The following is a 17,416-nucleotide window of genomic DNA, read 5'->3' as shown; positions in this document are numbered from 1 at the left end:
ACATACGATTTTCGCCGCGAAAAATAAAGGATCGCTTCCGTTCCGCCCTTTCGCTGTTGCAGGCAAGACGCCCCTTGCGGTATCCTACAAGCGGTAAGGAGACGCGCCATGGCCATCGCCCCCGAGCTGCTCGAGATTCTCGCCTGCCCCAAGTGTAAGACCGACGTCAACCTGACGGCCGACGGGAAAGGCCTGAAGTGCGTCCAGTGCGCGCGCGTCTACCGGATCGAGGACGACATCCCCGTCATGATCATCGAAGAGGCCACGATTGAGCCCGACCGGCCGACGCGAAGCTGAGCCCGCCCGCCCGCGCCACATCCTCCTCATCCGCCTGCGCCGCATCGGCGACGTCGTCATGACCACTCCCGCCGTGGCGCTGCTCAAATCGTTTCTGCCCGAATCCGCCCTGACCTACCTGATCGAAGAGCCCTATCGACGCCTGGTCGAGGGCCTGCCGGCCGTCGACCGCGTCCTGGCCGTCCCGGCCAAGCAGGACCGCCGGGCCTTCTTCGGCCTGCTCCGCCAAGTGCGCCGGGAGCGGTTCGACGCCGTGCTCGACTTTCACGGCGGCCCGCGGGCCTCCTGGATCACGGCCTTCTCCGGGGCCAAGCTCAAGGTCGGTTACGCCTTGCGCGGCAAGAGCTTTCTCTACGACCGCGCCGTGCCGAGGCAGCCGGAGCGCGGCGTCCGGCACAGCGCCCAGTCGCACGCCGAGCTGGTGCGCGCCCTGGGCTTCGAGTTTAACGACGCGGCGCTCCCTGCCTACCAATTGCCCGAAGCCACGGCCGAGGAAAAGACGCGGGTCGGGGCCGTCATGGCGGAATTCGGTCTGGCCGACAAAAAGTACGCCGTTCTCCACGTCGGGGCGGGCAACGCCTTCCGCGACTGGGGAAGCGAAAATCATGCGGTTCTTGCCGCGGCGCTGGCCCGCCGGCCCGATTTTAAAGTCGCTTTGATCGGGGGCCCCGGCGACCTCACCCGCCAAGAAGAAGTAATAACCGGAGCCGCGGCCGGCGGCCGCGTCGCTGGCCTGGCCGGACGGCTCAACCTGATCGAAACGCGGGCGCTTGTCGCCCGAGCCGCCCTTTTTGTCGGTCCGGACAGCGGGCCGATGCACATCGCCGCTTCGACGCCGACGCCGATCGTGGCCCTCTTCGGCCCGACCGAGATCGCTCATTTCGCGCCCTGGCGGACGGAAGGCCGGGCCATCCTGATTCAAAAGGATATGGACTGCCGGCCCTGCCCGCAGCGGGTTTGCGTCTCGGCGGATTACCGATGCCTGCGGACGATCACCCCGGCCGAAGTCGCCGCCGCCGGCGAAAAATTAATAGGGGTACAGTATACGTAAATCCCTATTTCTTTTGTTCTCCATCAACGAAAGGGCGGCTCAGATCTCGCTGGAAATCGGGATTTACGTATACTGTACCCCTATTCTTTTGTTATAATCGGTCGGTTGGAATTCCATGACTACAAACGACTTGCAACCCAAAGCCGCGGGCCGGGCGCCTCTCGAGATCGCCCTGCTGGCCGCTTCGGCCGCCGCCGTCCTCTTCTCCTTGATCTCGATCAGCCTCGTGCAGGGCTTTTGGTTCCTGGCCCTCCTCGTCTGGGCATATCTCCTCATCCGCAAAGACATCCTTTTTTCGGTCCCCGCATTCTTCTGGCCCCTTCTTCTTTATGTCTCCCTGTCGCTGGCGGCCGCGGCCGCCTCCATCGATCGCCGGGCCAGCGTGAAGGATTCGCGCGACTTGCTGATCGTGCTGCTCGTCCCGCTCGTCGTCGCCGCCTTCCGCCGCCTCTCCGACCTGAAGTTCCCACTTACGGCTCTCTTTTTGTCGGGCACGGCGGCTTCCGTCCTGGCCATCATCCAATTTGCCGGCCGGGAGCGCCCGGACCAGCGGATCAAGGGTTTCATGGGCCATTACATGACCCAGGCCGGCCTGCTCGGCCTGTTCATCGCCTTCGCCATGGCCCAAGCGCTGTTCGCCAAAGGCAAGGCCCGGCTGGCCTGGACCATCATTCTCGCTCCCTCGGGAGCAGCGCTGGTCATGACCCTGACCCGCAATGCCTGGCTGGGCGTGGGCGCAGCGGCGGTGCTGCTTCTGGGGCTCTGGAATCCCAAAGCCCTGATCGTCGCCCCGGTCCTGGCCGTTCTGCTCTATTTCGCCGGGCCGGAGATCGTCAAATCTCGAGTCCGCAGCATCTTCGATCGCCGCGACCCCTCCAATATCGCCCGCATCGAGTATGCCCGGGCCGGTCTGAAAATCATCGGGCAGAAGCCCATTTTCGGGACGGGCCCCGATACGGTCGACGAGCTTTTCCAGGATCCGGCCTACGGCCTGGGCGACTATGCCCGCCGCAGCGTCCATCTACACAACAATTACCTTCAGATCGCCGCCGAGCGCGGGATCCCCGCCCTGGCCGCCTGGCTGGCGTTTTTGGCCGTGGCCGGCGTTCATCTCCTGCGGCGATTCCGAACAGGCGGCCCTGCGATCCGCCCCCTGGCCGCCGGCGGATTGGCCGCCCTGGCCCTGCTCCTGGTGGCCGGCTTCTTTGAATACAACTTCGGCGATTCCGAGGTCGCCCAGCTCTTCCTCCTGCTGCTGGCGCTGCCCTTCGGCCCGGAGGCGGACGAGCCGTCGGCATGAGCGCCGGCCGCATCGTCCGCCGCGGGCTCATCCTGGCCGTCGTTGTCTACGCCCTCTGGCTGGGCTGGCGCGGCCTCTCTTTTCGCCGCTACGGCAGCACTAGTGAAGCGGCGGGCGCCCCGAGTGTTGTCGCGGCCGCGGACATCCCGCGCGTCTTCGAGATCGAGGGCGTCTACCACATGCACAGCCGGTTCTCGGACGGCAGCGGCACGGTCGATGCCATCGCCGCCGCGGCGGCCGAGGCCAAGCTCAATTTCGTCGTTCTGACCGACCACGGCGCGCCCAACCGCGAAGCTCTGGCCGCCGCCGGCCGCGCCGAAGGCGTGCTTGTGCTTTGCGGCACCGAGATCTCGTCCAACCGCGGGCATCTCGTCGCCCTGGGATTCGACGCGCCGGCTCGCGACTTTGACCGGGCAGCCGAGATCGCGGCCGGCGAAGCCGCCGCGCTGGGCGGTTTCACGGTCATCGCCCACCCCTATTCCAAGGTCAGCTGGTCCTGGGGCGAGTGGGCCGGCTATTCCGGGCTGGAAATTCTGAACGCGGACACCGAGGTCAAGCGCTCCCTGCCCCGCTCCCTCCTCTTCGCTCCGCTCCTGCTCCTGCGGCCGGACGCGGCCCTGCTGGCGCTCGTCACCCGGCCCGAGCGCGAGATCGCGGCCTGGGACCGCTGGGGGGCCGCCCGCTCGGTTCGAGCTTATTACGCCGCCGACGCCCACTTCGCCTACCGAACGCTTTTCCGCCTCTTCCATCTCCATGTCCTGCTCGAAGAGAGGCCGGCCGGCGGATTCGACGCCGCGCGCCGCCAGATCTTCGGCGCCCTCCATGCGGGGCGTTTCTACAACGCGATCGAGGCGGCGGCGGATGCGGACGGCTTTCGCTTTTGGGCCGTCCGTTCTGGTAGAATCACGCCCATGGGCAGTTCCGTCGCGGTCGATTCGAGCCAAAGCGGCCCGGCCCGCCTGATCGTCCGGGCGCCGTTCGGCTTCGCCCACGAGATCCGGCTGCTACGGGACGGGCGCCCGGTCGCGTCAAGCCGGGGAGCCGATCTCGTCTACGAGACGATCGAGCCGGGGGCTTACCGGGCCGAGGTCTATCTGCGGGAACGGACGCCGCTGCGGAGCGACGTCCCCTGGATCGCCTCCAATTCCATCCTTTTATTCAAGGACAAGCCATGATCACCTGCGATACCGCCAAGCTGCGGCGCCTGGTCCGGAAGTTCAAGGACCGGCGCGTACTCGTTCTGGGCGACCTGATGCTGGATAAGTACATCTGGGGCACGGTTTCGCGCATCTCGCCCGAGGCCCCGGTCCCGGTGGTCGAAGTCCTGCGCAGCACCCAAGCCCTGGGCGGAGCGGGCAACGTCGAGCGCAACCTGGCCGGGCTGGGCGCCTCGCCCGTCCTGGTCGGGCTCGTCGGCGACGACGCCGAAGGCGTCTGGATCAAGCGCAACGCGGCCGAAACGCGCGGCATCCTAGTCGACCGCACCCGGCCGACCACCGTCAAGACCCGGATCATCGCCCATCACCAGCAGGTCGTCCGGGTGGATCAGGAGCGTAAAAAGCCCGTCCCGGCCGAGATCGAAGCCCGGATTCTGGCTTTCATCGAAAAGGACGAGCCCGAGGGGATCATCGTCTCGGACTACAACAAGGGCATCGTCACCCGGACGCTCATGGAGCGGGTCCTGCCCCTGGCCAAGGCCCGGCGCATCCCCGTCTTCGTCGACCCCAAGGTCGAGAACTTCGCCATCTATTCGCCGATCACGTTCATCTCGCCCAACCACCACGAGGCCGCCAAGGTCGTCCGGCACGCCTGCCTGACCGACGCCGAGGTCGAGCGGGCCGGGCGCGAGATCATGAGCCTGATCGAGACGCTCTACCTGATCATCAAGCGGGGCGAGCAGGGCATGTCGCTGTTCGAGCGGAACAAGAAGCCGATCCACATCCCGACCATCGCCCGCGAAGTGTTCGACGTGACGGGCGCCGGGGACACGGTCATCGCCGCCGCCGCCCTGGCGGTGCTGGGCGGGGCCTCGATCCTGGAGGCCGCGGTCATCGCCAACGCCGCGGCCGGTGTGGTCGTCGGCAAAATCGGCACGGCGACCTGCTCTCCCGAGGAGCTCATCGAGTCCCTCAACCGCTACAATTAGGGGTCAGGTCTTAAGATATAAGTTTTCTCAAGCAATTTTTTGCTTTTTTTGACAATTTCCGCCAATAATCCTAGAAACCTTATAACTTAAGACCTGACCCCTATTATTAAAGCGGGATGATCTCCGCTTCATGGGCCGCGGGATCGTAAAGAGCGATTGTCCTCTTTTTGGTCACCCAACCGCCCGTCTCCCCCGGGTTGATGATGACCGTCCCGCCCGACCGCCGGACCTCCGCCCGATGCGTATGGCCGTAAACGACGACATCGTATCCCCTGTTGGCGATATATTGAGCCACCGAAACATCCAGATGGGCGACCAAGATCTTGCGCCCACCGTGTTCCAAGACGAGCGGAGCCTCCCGGATCGACCCGAACGGCTGTAAAGCCTTGCGCAACCCCGTTTTTTCCCCATCGCAATTGCCGAAAACGGCCCTCACCGGGCATCCGGCGTCCTCCAGTTCCTTGGCCGCGAAGGGAGCCACGAAATCGCCGGCATGGATGAGCAGGTCGCAACCGGCGGCCCGAATCAGGCGGACGGCATCCCTGATGGCGTTCAGATTGTCGTGGGAGTCGGATAAAATCCCAATCACATCCGGATTATACCCTCCGGGCCGATTTAAGCGAAGCTTCAATATAGGCCTTCTTTTTCTCGGGCTCGGAATATAAAGGGCCAAACCCATCGGCGAGGGAGCGGGCACGGTTCCCTGCCCTTGGCAGGGAGAGCGACCGAGCCGGCCGGAACGAACACCCTCGCTGGGGGTGTGAGTGTGTTTGGCCCTTTGTATTCCGTGCCCCCCTCTTTTTTCTTGACCTCCAGGGGCGTTTTCATTAGACTATACGCGCTTTAAAGCGTTGATAAACAGGCGCGTAGCTCAGTGGGAGAGCGCTTCCCTGACACGGAAGAGGTCGTGGGTTCAATCCCCTCCGCGCCTACCACTCACGCCGCGAGTAAGCGAAACGGCTTGAATAAAATGCATCGCCTCACGTTTTCCGCGACACCGGCCGCATTCATTTGATGGCCGGACCGGATTTTTCCTGGGAAGAAGGGGTCCAGTGACCGGCTTTATTCGAGAGGCAGGCCTTTTTGCCCTCCGGGCGGACCGAAAACGAAGGACATGGACAGCACGATGAACGATGACAAGACAGCCCACGGAAGCGCCGGCCCCGCGGCCGCGGGGGACGCCCTCGAAACCCTGCGCCACAGCGCCGCGCACCTCCTGGCCCACGCCGTCCTGGATCTCTTCCCCGGCACCCAGGCGGGCATCGGCCCGGCCGTCGAGAACGGCTTCTACTACGACTTCCTGCGGGCCGAGCCCTTCTCCTCCGACGACTTGGCCGCCATCGAAGCCCGGATGCGGGAGCTGGCCGAGGCGAATGTCCCCATCGTCCGCCGCGAGATGCCCAAGGCAGAGGCCGTCCGCCTGTTCACCGAGCGGGGCCAGGCCCTCAAGGTCGAGCTGATCCAAGAGAAAGGCGGCGATATCGTCTCCACCTACGGCCAGGAGGGCTTCCTCGATTTCTGCCTGGGTCCGCACGTCGCCTCGACCGGCCTGCTCAAGCACTTCAAGCTGACCTCGGTCTCCGGCGCCTACTGGAAAGGCGACGAGCGCAACGTCCAGATGCAGCGCATCTACGGCACCGCCTTTCCGACCGCGAAGGAGCTGTCCGACTATCTAACCCTCCTCGAGGAAGCCAAGAAGCGCGACCACCGCCGCCTCGGCCCCGAGCTGGACCTGTTCTCCACCAGCGAGGATCTCGGCAGCGGCCTGATCCTGTGGCACCCCAAAGGCGCCCGCATCCGGGCCATCATCGAGCAGTACTGGCGCGAGCGCCACTGGGCCGGCGGCTACGACGTCCTCTACACCCCGCATATCGCCCGCGAGATCCTGTTCCAAACCTCGGGCCATCTGGATTTCTATAAAGACGGCATGTATTCGCCCATGGACATCGACGGGCAGAACTACTACATGAAGCCGATGAACTGCCCGCTCCACATCCAGATCTACAAATCGCGGATGCGCTCCTACCGCGACCTGCCGCTGCGCTGGGCCGAGCTGGGCACCGTCTACCGCTACGAGCGGAGCGGCACCCTGCACGGCCTGCTCCGGGTTCGGGGATTCACCCAGGATGACGCCCACATCTTCTGCACGCCCGACCAGATCGAGGCCGAGATCCTGCGCGTCCTGGACTTCTCCCTGAGCATTCTGGCCGACTTCGGGTTCGTCGAGAACAAGATCGAGCTATCCGTCCGCGACCCGCACAACCTGGCCAAATACTGCGGCAGCGACGACCGCTGGTGCCGGGCCGAGGCCTCGCTGGTCAAGGCTCTGGAGACCCGGGGCCTCCCCTACGAGCGAATGGAGGGCGAGGCGGTCTTCTACGGCCCCAAGATCGACATCAAGGTCAAGGACGCCCTCGGCCGCCACTGGCAGTGCACCACCATCCAGTTCGACTTCAACATGTCGGCCCGCTTCGGCATGACCTACATCGGCGAGGACGGCAAGGAGCACCAGCCCTACATGGTCCACCGGGCCCTAATGGGCTCGCTGGAGCGCTTCTTCGGCATCCTCATCGAGCACTACAACGGCAACTTCCCGCTCTGGCTGGCCCCCGTGCAGATCGAGATCATCCCGATCGCCGAGCGCCACGGCGAGTACGCCGAACAGCTGGCCGCCCGCTGCCTGGCGGCGGGCCTGCGCCCCCACGCCGACCTGCGGCGGGAGAAGCTCAATTACAAGATCCGCGACGCCGAGCACCACAAGGTGCCCATCCTGCTTATCTGCGGCGACAAGGAAGCCGCCGCCGGCACGGCCTCGCTGCGCGTCCACGGGCAGGGCGACAAGGGCGGCGTCGAGATCGAATCCCTGTTCGCCCGCCTCAAGACCCTGATCGATTCGCGGTCCCTGACCGTCAATCTATAAATTATGTGAATTTCCGAAGGAGGAGCCCCCATTTACCGCAGACACCCGTTTCCGCCCCCGACCAAGCAGCGGCCGCACCGGACCAACGAGATGATCCGGAACCCCGAGATCCGCGTGCTCGACGACGAGAAAAAGCCGCTGGGAGTCATGTCCGGCCCCGATGCTCTCGCCCTCGCGCGCCAGCGCGGAATGGACCTGGTCGAAATCGCCCCGACCGCCAATCCGCCCGTGTGCCGGATCATGGACTACGGCAAATTCTTGTACGAGCTCCACAAGAAGGAGCACGAAGCCAAGAAGAACCAGAAGCAGGTCCAGATCAAGGAGATCAAGTTCCGGCCCAAAATCTCGGTCCACGACTACACCTTCAAGCTGAACCACGTCAAACGGTTCCTCGACGAAGGCAACAAGGTCAAGATCACGGTCATGCTGCGGGGCCGGGAAAAGTCCCGTCCCGAGCTCGGCCAGCAGGTCCTGGACAAGGTCACGATCGACGTCGACGGGCTGGGCAAGCTGGACGGAGGCCCGCGGAGATTGGACTGGGCCGTGTCGGCCCTCCTCGTACCCACGAAAATAGGAGGCAAAGATGCCAAAGTTAAAAACCCACAAGGGAGCCAGCAAGAGGTTCCAGGTGACCGCCCGCAAGAAGGTGGTCCACAAGAAGGCCAATAAAGGCCACATCTTGACCAAGAAAGAGTCCAAGCGCAAGCGCGGGCTCGGCCAGAAGGCGGTGGTCAGCAAAGCCGACCGCGCCGTGATCAAGAAATTTCTGCCTTACGAATTCTGAGGGAGAACGATTATGCCGAGAGTCAAACGCGGACCGAAGAGAAAGAACAGCCGCATCAAAACGCTCCAGCTGGCCAAGGGCTTCTGGGGCGCCCGCAGCTCGAACAAGCGCACCGCCATGGAAGCGGTGGAGCACGCCCTGCAGTACGCCTACCGCGATCGGCGGACCCGCAAGCGCGACTTCCGCCGGCTCTGGATCATCCGGGTCAAGGCCGCCGCCATCCTCAACGGGGTGACCTACAGCCGGTTCATCAACGGACTGAAGAAGCTGCAGATCGAGCTGGACCGCAAAGTCCTGGCCGAGCTGGCCGTGAACGCGCCCGAGGCCTTCGGGCGCATCGCCGCGAAAGCCAAAGATGCCGTCGCCCAGCCTTGACGAGCTGAAGGCCCGGATCGACGCCCACCGCCTCCGGCTGCAGGAGGCTCTGGACGAAGTCCGGGACCCTCGCTCGTTGGAGGAGCTCCGCAACGAGCTCCTCAGCCGCAAGCGCGGCGTCGTCACGCTTCTTTTCGAGGACCTCAAGTCGGTCGCGGCTGAGGACAAGCGCGAAGCCGGCCGTCTGGTCAACGCCCTCAAAGCCGAGGCCCAGTCGGTCCTCGACGCCCTGGAGGCCCGGGTGGCGACGGCCGGGACCGCGGACGCCGTCGTCGCCGCCGTCCCGGACCCGACCCTGCCGGGCGAGCGCCGGCCCTACGGAGCCGCCCATCCCCTGCGCCTCTTCCAGCGGGAGATCGAAAAAATCTTCCTGGACATGGGCTTCGCCATCGAGGACGGGCCGGAGATCGAGACCGACTTCTACAACTTCGGGGCTCTTAACTTTCCGCCCAACCACCCGGCCCGGGATAACGTGGACACGCTCTACATCTCCGACGATCTGATGCTGCGGACCCACACCTCGCCGGTCCAGATCCGGGTCATGGAGAAGAGGAAGCCCCCCATCCGGATCATCATCCCGGGCAAGGTCTTCCGCAAGGAGACTCCGGACCCGACCCACGCCCCGATGTTCCTCCAAATGGAGGGCCTCGTCGTGGACGAAGGCGTCACCTTCGCCCATCTCAAGGGCACCCTGGAGTACGTCCTCAAGCGGCTGTTCGGCGAGAAAACCAAGGTCCGCTTCCGGCCCAGTTTCTTCCCCTTCACCGAGCCTTCGGCCGAAGTCGACATCGAATGCCTGCAGTGCGGCCAGAAGGACCCGGCCTGCCGGGTCTGCGGCGGCACGGGCTGGAAGGAGATCCTGGGTGCGGGTCTGGTCGACCCGCAGGTCTTCAAGAACGTCAATATCGACCCCGAGCGGTACTCGGGCTGGGCCTTCGGCATGGGCATCGAACGCCTGGCCATGTTTTCCATGGGTGTCCCCGACGTCCGCTTCTTCTACGAAAACGACCTTCGCTTCAATAGGCAGTTCACCCTCCGATGAAGATCAGTCTGGATTGGCTCAAGGACTTCGTCGACGTCGACATCCCGCTCAAGGCCCTCATCGACCGGATGACCATGATCGGCCTCATCCCCGAGGAGTGGGAGGAAAAGGACGGCGACGTGATCCTGGACGTCGAGACCTACGCCAACCGTCCCGACACCCTGGGGCACCTGGGCATGGCCCGCGAGGTCGCAGCCATGCTCGGAAGACCGCTCAAGGAAAAGACTTGGCCGATGGCCGAGCTCCCCGTCCGAACGGCCGAGCTGGTCGACGTCCAGATCCTGGACGACGACCTCTGCCCCCGCTACTGCGGGCTGGTGGTCCGCGGCGTCAAGATCGGGCCCTCGCCCGAGTGGCTCCGCAAGCGGGTCGCGGCCATGGGGCTCAACCCGGTCAACAACGTCGTCGACGTGACCAACTACGTCCTCTTCGCCACCGGCCAGCCCATCCACGCCTTCGACCTGGCCCGGGTGGCCGGCCCCCGCATCCTCGTCCGCCGGGCCAAGAAGGGCGAGCGCCTGACGCTTCTGGACGGCCGCGAAGTCGCCCTCTCGCCCGACATGCTCGTCATCGCCGACGAAAAGAAAGCCTCGGCCGTGGCCGGCGTCATGGGCGGGCTCGACTCCGGCGTCTTCGACACGACGACCGACATCTTCATCGAGAGCGCCTGCTTCGAGCCCGGCTCGATCCGCCGCACCCGGCGGGCCTTGGAGGTCCTCACCGACGCCTCCTACCGGTTCGAGCGGGGCGCCGACGTCGGCTTCGCCCCCCAAGCCGCGCTGATGGCCGCCTCGCTCATGACCGAGTTCGGAGGCCGGGCCAGCAAGGACCTCATCGACGTCTATCCCCGCCCGCGCAAGACGCGCGAGATCACCCTGCGGGCCCGCCGCACGTCCGACCTGCTGGGGGTCGAGGTGCCGCCGGATTTCATCGAGAAGACGCTGACCGACCTCGGCTTCGGCCTGCGGCACCGCTCCGCCGGCGCCTGGATGGTCCTCGTCCCCTCGCACCGGGTCGATATCGAGCGCGAGGCCGATCTGATCGAAGAGATCGCCCGCTTCTTCGGCTACGAAAAGATTCCGGTCGTCCTGCCGCCTCTCTTAGTCCTGGAGCCGGTCCCGACTCCCGAGCCGAAGATGCGCCGCCTGACCGATCGCCTCTTCCACTACGGCTTCGACGAGGCCATCAACCCCAGCTTCGCCGACCCCGAGCGCGACGCAAGGCTGGGATCCGGCAAGACGGCCGTGGCCATCCGCAATCCGCTCTCGGCCCGAGCCGCCATCCTGCGGACGAGCCTTCTCGGCGGGCTGCTGGAGAACGCCGCCTGGAACCTCAACCGCGGCCTGGAGAGCGTCCACATCTTCGAGACGGGCAACGTCTACCGCTGGGCCGGTGACGCGGCTACCGCCGAAGACCTGACCCTGGGCTTGCTCTCGACCGGCCCCCTGGGCTCGGCCCACTGGAAAACCCCGCCCGTCGAGACCGACCTCTTCCACATCAAGGGGGCGGTCGAATCGGTCCTGGAATCGCTGCGCTACGAAACCACGGGCTTCGTCGCCCGGCCCCACCCCGTCTGCGACGGGGAGGAATCCTTGGCTCTCCTAGTCAAAGGCGAGCCGGTGGGGTGGCTGGGCCGCCTGGCCTCGGGCCTCCTCGCCGCCTACGGCCTTAAAGGCCCGGTTTTCGCGGCCGAGATCGACCTCGGCCGGCTGTTCAAGATCAAGCCGCGGCCGTTCGAGTTCGTCCCCCTGCCCAAGTACCAGGCCGTCGTCCGCGACCTGTCGTTCTGGGTCGGACGGGAGGTCGCCTTCGCCGAGATTCGGCAAGCCGCGGCCAAGCTCGACGTCGCGCACCTCGAAAGCTTCGACCTCATCGACCGCTACGCCGGGCCCAATGCCCCCGACGGGCAAGTCGGGCTGTCGCTGCGATTTTCGTACCGCAACCCCAAGGCCACTCTGACGGCCGAAGACGTCGACAAGTCCGAGCAGAAGGTCGTCAAGGCCCTCAAGGCGGCCTTCGGGATCCGGCTCCGGGAAGGAGGAGCATCATGACCACCGAGCTCGAGCGCCTGAAAGTGCTGGAGGCCAAGATCGGCCACGTCGTCGAGTTCATCAACCGCCTCAGCTCCGAGAACGAAAAGCTCAAGGCCCAGGTCAAGGACCTGCGGGCCGAGAAGAAGGATATGGAGGACCTGGCCAAGCGCGCCGCCAGGCTTGACGAAGAAGCGAAAAGATACGAAAATGAAAGGGAGACGTTGAAGGGACGCATTGACGCCATCATCGCCCAAATCGACAAACTGGGACTCTGATGGATAAGGTTCTGGATATTGAAATCTTTGGCCGAATGTACAAGATTCGGGTCAAAGGCGAAGAGGATGAAGACTACGTCGGCCGCCTGACGTCCTACGTTGATCAAAAGATGCATGAGATTGCCGTGAAATCCCGCTCCTCCGATCCCCTGAAGATCGCCGTCCTGGCGCTGATGAATATCGCCGACGAATGTTTCGCCAGCCGGAAAGAGCTCGATCAACTGGACGCCGTGCTCGGCCAGATGGAATCCGAAATCGATCGGGTGGAGGGCAGCCTCGCCCCCGACGGCGCCTACCGCGGTTTGGATAAAACCGCGCCGTAATCCGCGCCGCCTCTCTTCGCCTTGACCTCGGAAGGAGGTTAGGGACCATGTTCAAGGATCCGATCGCCATCGGACTATTGGCCGCGCTCGTCATCCTCGCGGCCGCCGTTCTCTTCATCCTGATCAAAAAAAGCTCCGGCGCCAAGGGCCTGCTGAAAGCCGGACAGGAAGCCAAATCCGTCGTCGACAAGGCCGGCCAGGAGGCCGAACGCATCGTCAAGGACGCCCAGGAAAAGGGCCGCCAGAAGCTGTCCGGGGCCGACGCCGAGTTCGAGCGCCTGACCCAGGACAGGAAGCGCAAGCTGACCGACATGGAGCGCCGGCTCATCCACAAGGAAGAGACGCTCGACCGCAAGTATCGCGGCGTCGACCAGCGCGAGCGGGAGCTGTCGGGCAAGGAAAAGCGCCTTCTGCAGAAGGAGAAGGAGATCGAGACCGAGGAAGCCAAGGTCGCCGAGATGACCAAGGCCCAGATCGCCGAGCTGGAGCGCATTTCCGGGCTGACCCAGGAAGAGGCCAAAGGCCAGATCATCAAGAAGATCGAGGACGAGGCGCGGCTCGAGTCCGTGCAGGTCGTCAAGCGGATCGAGGAAGAGACCCGGTCCAAGAGCCGGATTCTGGCGGCCGAGATCATCAGCGGCGCCATCCAGCGCTCGGCGGCCGAGCACGTGGTCGAATCGACCGTCTCGGTCGTGGACCTGCCCAGCGACGACATGAAGGGCCGCATCATCGGCCGCGAGGGGCGCAACATTCGGGCTTTGGAGATGGCCACCGGGGTCGACATCATCGTCGACGATACGCCCGAGGCGGTTATTCTCTCGAGCTTCGATCCGATTCGCCGCGAGGCCGCCCGGCTGGCCATCCAGCGGCTGGTCCTGGACGGGCGCATCCACCCGGCCCGGATCGAGGAGGTCGTGGAGAACGTCAAGGCCGAGCTCGAGGAGACGATCCGCCAGGAAGGCGAGTCGGCCGCCTACGAGCTGCGGGTCCAGAATGTCCACCCCGAGCTGATCAAGATGCTGGGCCGGCTGCGCTACCGCACCAGCTACGGCCAGAACGTCCTCCAGCACAGCAAGGAGGTCGCCTTTCTGTCGGCGGCCATGGCCACGGAGCTGGGGCTCGATACCCAGACCGCGCTGCGAGCGGGGCTGCTGCACGACATCGGCAAGGCCGTGGACAGGGACGTCGAGGGCACCCACACCGAGCTCAGCGTCGAGCTCTGCCGCAAGTACGGCGAGAAGGAGGCCGTCGTGGCCGCCATCGCCTCGCACCATCGGGACGTCGACTTCCCCTCCATCGAAGCGGTCCTGGTCCAGTCGGCCGACACCCTGTCGGCCGCCCGGCCGGGGGCGCGGCGAGAGCTGCTGGAGACCTACATCAAGCGGCTCGAAAAGCTCGAGGGCCTGGCCAAGACCTTCGACGGGGTGGCCAAGGCTTTCGCCCTGCAGGCGGGCCGCGAGATCCGGATCATGGTCGACGCCGGCAAGGTGGCCGACGACCGGGCCGCGCTGATCGCCAAGGATATCGCCACCAAGATCAAGAACGAGCTCGACTATCCCGGCCAGATCAAAGTCACCGTGATCCGCGAGATGCGGGCGGTCGAATATGCCCGATAAAACCGGGGTCCTATTCGTCGGGGACATCATCGGCCGGCCGGGCCGCAACGCCCTGCGCGCCGCCCTGCCCGGGCTGCGCGAGAAGTACCGCCCCCACTTCGTCGTGGCCAACGGCGAGAACGCGGCGGGCGGCGCAGGCATGACCACGGAAATCGGCCGCGACCTTTTCGCCGTCCTCGACGTCCTGACCTCGGGCAACCATATCTGGGACAAGAAGGAAGGTATCGCCTTCATGGAGAACGAGCCGCGGCTGCTGCGGCCGGCCAACTACCCGCCGGGAAACCCCGGGCGGGGCACGACGGTGGCGACGGGGGCGGGCGGACGGAAGCTGGGTGTGCTGAGCCTGCAGGGGCGGGTCTTCATGGAGGCGCTGGACTGCCCGTTCCGGACGGCCGACGCCGCGGTCGAGGCGTTGCGGCGCGAGACGCCGTGCATCCTCGTCGACCTGCACGCCGAAGCGACTTCGGAGAAGCAAGCCATGGGCTGGTACCTGGACGGGCGGGTCTCGGCCGTCGTCGGCACCCACACCCACGTGCCCACGGCCGACGAGCGGGTGCTGCCGGGCGGCACGGCCTATATCACGGACGCCGGCATGGCCGGCAGCCGGGACGCGGTCATCGGCATCCAGAAGGAGCAGGCCATCGAGAAGTTCCTGCTGGCGCGGCCGGTCCGGTTCGAGCCGGCCAAGGACAACCTGTTCTTGTCGGCGGTCTATATCGAGATCGACTCGGATTCGGGCCGGGCTTTGTCCATCACCCGCGAATTGATCATCATTAACTAAAATAGGGGTCAGGTCTTAAGATATAAGTTTCGAAGAGATTGTTCTCTCTTAACGTCAACGATCGTTGGCAGAAAACTTATATCTTAAGACCTGACCCCTTTACGATGAACCAGGGGTTGGTCAAAGCGGGCTTGTTGTAAACCAGGGGGGTGCCGTCCGTAGCCGATAAAACCCGCGCGCCCGAGGCCTCGGCCACGGCCTGACCCGCGGCGGTATCCCACTCCATAGTCGGCGCGAACCGGGGATAGATGTCGGCCGAACCCTCCGCCACCAGCGCCAATTTGAGCGAACTGCCGCTCGAGGCCAGGATCAGATCACCGTGTTCGGAGCGCAGTGCCTCGATATAAGCCTCGGTCTCGGGGCTGCGATGGCTGCGGCTGGCCACGACCGTAAATGGCCGCGCTTCCGATTCAAACGGAAGCCGGATGGCCAGGCGGATAAACCGTTCGACGGGATTCCCCCCCGGCGAAACCATGGCCCGCAGGATGGCCCTGTCGGCCGCAAGTTTGAATCCGCCCAGCTTCTCCTCGCCCAGATAAAGGACGTCCGCGGCCGGGGCGTAGATCACCCCGAAAACAGGCCGCCCTTCCCGGACCAGGGCGATGTTGACGGTGAATTCGCCGTTCCGCTTGATGAATTCCTTGGTCCCATCGAGGGGATCCACAATCCAGAGCAGCGGCCACCCGCGGCGCTCTGCGTAGGGGATATCGCGGCCTTCCTCGCTGAGGATGGGCACGCCCGCGGGGAGGAGAATCTCGGTTATGCGGGCATGGGCCCGTCGATCCGCCTCGGTCAGGGGGGAGCGGTCATCCTTGTGTTCGACCGCGAATTCCCCACCATAGACAGCCATGATCTCGTCGCCCGCGGCGACGGCGGCCCGCAGGGCCAGGGCAATGCGCGTCATCGAGTCCATCGGCTTCATTTTAACAAACAATAGGGGTCAGGTCTTAAGATATAAGTTTTCTCAACTGAAACATTAGATATCTCATATCTTAAGACCTGACCCCTACCTTCTCGGGACGACGAAATGAAATTCTTGCGGTATAATACCGTTGATTAAGACCTCGGATCTTGGCATGAAGGAAGAGAACGCCCCCCCTCTCGGCCGCGACGTCGTCCGCCCCGGCACGCTCGTCGTCAAAGACAAGATCTACTCGGTCACCGAGCTGACCTCGGTCATCAAGATCGCCCTCGAGACCGCCTTCCCCCAGGTCTGGGTCGAAGGCGAAGTCTCCAACTCCCGCAAATACGGTTCGGGCCACATCTACCTGACCCTCAAAGACGCGGGCAGCTCCATCCCGGCCGTCATCTGGCGGGGCGACGCCGCCCGGCTCAAGTTCGAGATCAAGGACGGCCAGCAGTTCGTCTGCCGCGGCAAGATCGACGTCTATCCGCCGCGCGGCGCCTATCAATTGATCATCGACCGGGTTGAGCCCAAGGGCAAGGGCGCCCTTCAGCTGGCCTTCGAACAGCTCAAGGAGAAGCTCAAGGCCGAAGGCCTGTTCGACCCGGCCCGCAAGCGCAAGCTCCCGCTCCGGCCCAAGCGCATCGGGATTGTGACTTCGCCCACCGGGGCGGCCATCGTCGACATCCTGCGGACCCTGGATCGCCGCTCGGCCAAGCTCCATGTTCTGATCTATCCGGCTCGGGTCCAGGGCGATGGCGCGGCCGACGATATCGTGGCCGGGATCGAGACGCTCGGCGCCATGCCCGGCCTCGACGTGCTTATCGTCGGCCGGGGCGGCGGCTCGATCGAGGATCTCTGGTCGTTCAACGAGGAGCGAGTCGCCCGCGCCATCGCCGCCTCGCCCATCCCGGTCATCTCGGCCGTCGGGCACGAGGTCGACTTCACCATCGCCGACTTCGTGGCCGACATCCGGGCCTCGACCCCCACGGCCGCGGCCGAGCTGGTCGTGGCGACCGAGGAGGCCTTCGCCGATCGGATCGCCAACCTGGAGCGCCGGGCCGGGCAAAGCCTGCGCTTCTCCGTACAGGAGCGGCGCCACGAGCTGACCGCTCTGGCCCAGCATCGCGCCTTCCAGGGCTTCCGTCTCCTCCTGCGCGGGCTGGAGCAAGGCGTTGACGACCTGGAAGGGCGAGCCTGGGAGGCGATCCGCAGCCGCCAGCGCCAGATCGCCGAAGCCCGCTCCCGCGCCGTGCTGGGGGAAGAGCGGATGGCATCCGTGCTGCGGGCCCGCCTGCGGGACGGCTCGTCGCGGGCCGCCCTGGTCGAGCAGCGGATCGCCTCGGTCTTCCGGGCCCGTCTGGCCGCCTGGCGGGGAGATTGGGAGACTCTGGCCGCCGGCCTGCACGCCCAAAGCCCCCTGGCGGTCCTGAAGAAGGGCTACACCCTGGTTTGGGGCCGCGAAAGCGCCGCGCCGGAAGCCGCCCGCCGCCCGATCATCAGCGTCGCGGACGTTAAGGCCGGCAATCAAGTCGCCGTGTCGTTCTTTAAGGGCGAGTTCACCGCCGT

Annotated in this window: 18 protein-coding genes and 1 tRNA gene; 17 read left to right on the top strand and 2 right to left on the bottom strand. The window is 65.1% G+C overall.

Annotated elements, in window-relative coordinates; genetic code table 11:
- Positions 1-108: 108 nt before the first annotated feature.
- The 5 genes from NTZ26_04005 (at position 109) to rfaE1 (ending at position 4,794) form a co-directional block, all read left to right on the top strand.
- A complete protein-coding gene (locus NTZ26_04005) occupies positions 109-297 on the top strand; it encodes a Trm112 family protein (protein MCX6559655.1) in 189 nt (62 codons plus the stop codon).
- The gene (locus tag NTZ26_04000; GenBank protein MCX6559654.1) at positions 269-1,348 is read left to right on the top strand and encodes a glycosyltransferase family 9 protein; all 1,080 of its coding nucleotides are present in this window, start codon (positions 269-271) and stop codon (positions 1,346-1,348) included. Before NTZ26_04005 ends, NTZ26_04000 begins: the two co-directional genes overlap by 29 nt.
- Positions 1,349-1,463: 115 nt before the next feature.
- The gene (locus NTZ26_03995) at positions 1,464-2,648 is read left to right on the top strand and encodes an O-antigen ligase family protein (protein MCX6559653.1); all 1,185 of its coding nucleotides are present in this window, start codon (positions 1,464-1,466) and stop codon (positions 2,646-2,648) included.
- Complete coding sequence (locus tag NTZ26_03990; protein ID MCX6559652.1) at positions 2,645-3,823, top strand: PHP domain-containing protein; 1,179 nt, start codon at positions 2,645-2,647, stop codon at positions 3,821-3,823. Before NTZ26_03995 ends, NTZ26_03990 begins: the two co-directional genes overlap by 4 nt.
- The gene (rfaE1, locus tag NTZ26_03985; protein ID MCX6559651.1) at positions 3,820-4,794 is read left to right on the top strand and encodes a D-glycero-beta-D-manno-heptose-7-phosphate kinase; all 975 of its coding nucleotides are present in this window, start codon (positions 3,820-3,822) and stop codon (positions 4,792-4,794) included. Before NTZ26_03990 ends, rfaE1 begins: the two co-directional genes overlap by 4 nt.
- Before the next feature lie 106 nt (positions 4,795-4,900).
- Here rfaE1 and NTZ26_03980 read toward each other — a convergent pair whose 3' ends face one another.
- Positions 4,901-5,383 (bottom strand): metallophosphoesterase, encoded by a 483-nt coding sequence (locus NTZ26_03980; protein MCX6559650.1) that lies wholly within the window; start codon positions 5,381-5,383, stop codon positions 4,901-4,903.
- 271 nt (positions 5,384-5,654) lie between these two features.
- Here NTZ26_03980 and NTZ26_03975 point away from each other — a divergent pair.
- The 11 genes from NTZ26_03975 (at position 5,655) to NTZ26_03925 (ending at position 14,943) form a co-directional block, all read left to right on the top strand.
- Positions 5,655-5,729: transfer RNA gene (locus NTZ26_03975), tRNA-Val, on the top strand.
- A 191-nt stretch (positions 5,730-5,920) separates the two neighbouring features.
- Positions 5,921-7,714 carry a threonine--tRNA ligase gene (gene thrS / locus NTZ26_03970; protein ID MCX6559649.1) on the top strand — a complete coding sequence of 598 codons (1,794 nt, stop codon included), beginning with the start codon at positions 5,921-5,923 and terminating at the stop codon, positions 7,712-7,714.
- A 30-nt stretch (positions 7,715-7,744) separates the two neighbouring features.
- Entirely contained in the window at positions 7,745-8,383 is a 639-nt protein-coding gene (gene infC, locus NTZ26_03965) for a translation initiation factor IF-3 (GenBank protein ID MCX6559648.1), read from the top strand.
- The gene (gene rpmI, locus NTZ26_03960) at positions 8,298-8,498 is read left to right on the top strand and encodes a 50S ribosomal protein L35 (protein MCX6559647.1); all 201 of its coding nucleotides are present in this window, start codon (positions 8,298-8,300) and stop codon (positions 8,496-8,498) included. The genes infC and rpmI overlap by 86 nt, the downstream gene beginning before the upstream one ends.
- Before the next feature lie 12 nt (positions 8,499-8,510).
- Positions 8,511-8,873 carry a 50S ribosomal protein L20 gene (rplT, locus tag NTZ26_03955; GenBank protein ID MCX6559646.1) on the top strand — a complete coding sequence of 121 codons (363 nt, stop codon included), beginning with the start codon at positions 8,511-8,513 and terminating at the stop codon, positions 8,871-8,873.
- Entirely contained in the window at positions 8,854-9,915 is a 1,062-nt protein-coding gene (pheS, locus tag NTZ26_03950) for a phenylalanine--tRNA ligase subunit alpha (protein ID MCX6559645.1), read from the top strand. Before rplT ends, pheS begins: the two co-directional genes overlap by 20 nt.
- Positions 9,912-11,966 carry a phenylalanine--tRNA ligase subunit beta gene (gene pheT / locus NTZ26_03945; protein MCX6559644.1) on the top strand — a complete coding sequence of 685 codons (2,055 nt, stop codon included), beginning with the start codon at positions 9,912-9,914 and terminating at the stop codon, positions 11,964-11,966. Before pheS ends, pheT begins: the two co-directional genes overlap by 4 nt.
- On the top strand, positions 11,963-12,223 hold the full coding sequence (zapB, locus tag NTZ26_03940) for a cell division protein ZapB (GenBank protein MCX6559643.1): 261 nt from the start codon (positions 11,963-11,965) through the stop codon (positions 12,221-12,223). Before pheT ends, zapB begins: the two co-directional genes overlap by 4 nt.
- Positions 12,223-12,546, top strand: coding sequence for a cell division protein ZapA (locus NTZ26_03935; protein ID MCX6559642.1), 324 nt, complete (start codon positions 12,223-12,225; stop codon positions 12,544-12,546). The genes zapB and NTZ26_03935 overlap by 1 nt, the downstream gene beginning before the upstream one ends.
- 47 nt (positions 12,547-12,593) lie before the next feature.
- Complete coding sequence (gene rny / locus NTZ26_03930) at positions 12,594-14,162, top strand: ribonuclease Y (protein ID MCX6559641.1); 1,569 nt, start codon at positions 12,594-12,596, stop codon at positions 14,160-14,162.
- The gene (locus NTZ26_03925) at positions 14,152-14,943 is read left to right on the top strand and encodes a TIGR00282 family metallophosphoesterase (protein ID MCX6559640.1); all 792 of its coding nucleotides are present in this window, start codon (positions 14,152-14,154) and stop codon (positions 14,941-14,943) included. The genes rny and NTZ26_03925 overlap by 11 nt, the downstream gene beginning before the upstream one ends.
- Positions 14,944-15,019: 76 nt before the next feature.
- Here the strand turns inward: NTZ26_03925 and cysQ are convergent, their stop codons facing one another.
- Positions 15,020-15,847, bottom strand: a complete 828-nt coding sequence (gene cysQ / locus NTZ26_03920; GenBank protein ID MCX6559639.1) for a 3'(2'),5'-bisphosphate nucleotidase CysQ — start codon at positions 15,845-15,847, stop codon at positions 15,020-15,022.
- Positions 15,848-16,019: 172 nt separating this feature from the next.
- Here cysQ and xseA point away from each other — a divergent pair.
- Positions 16,020-17,416 (top strand): exodeoxyribonuclease VII large subunit (gene xseA / locus NTZ26_03915; protein MCX6559638.1); only part of this gene is annotated, 1,397 nt, incomplete at its 3' end.

Source organism: Candidatus Aminicenantes bacterium, assembly GCA_026393855.1.
Lineage (GTDB): Bacteria > Acidobacteriota > Aminicenantia > Aminicenantales > UBA4085 > UBA4085.
This window is presented reverse-complemented; position numbering and strand designations above follow the sequence as displayed.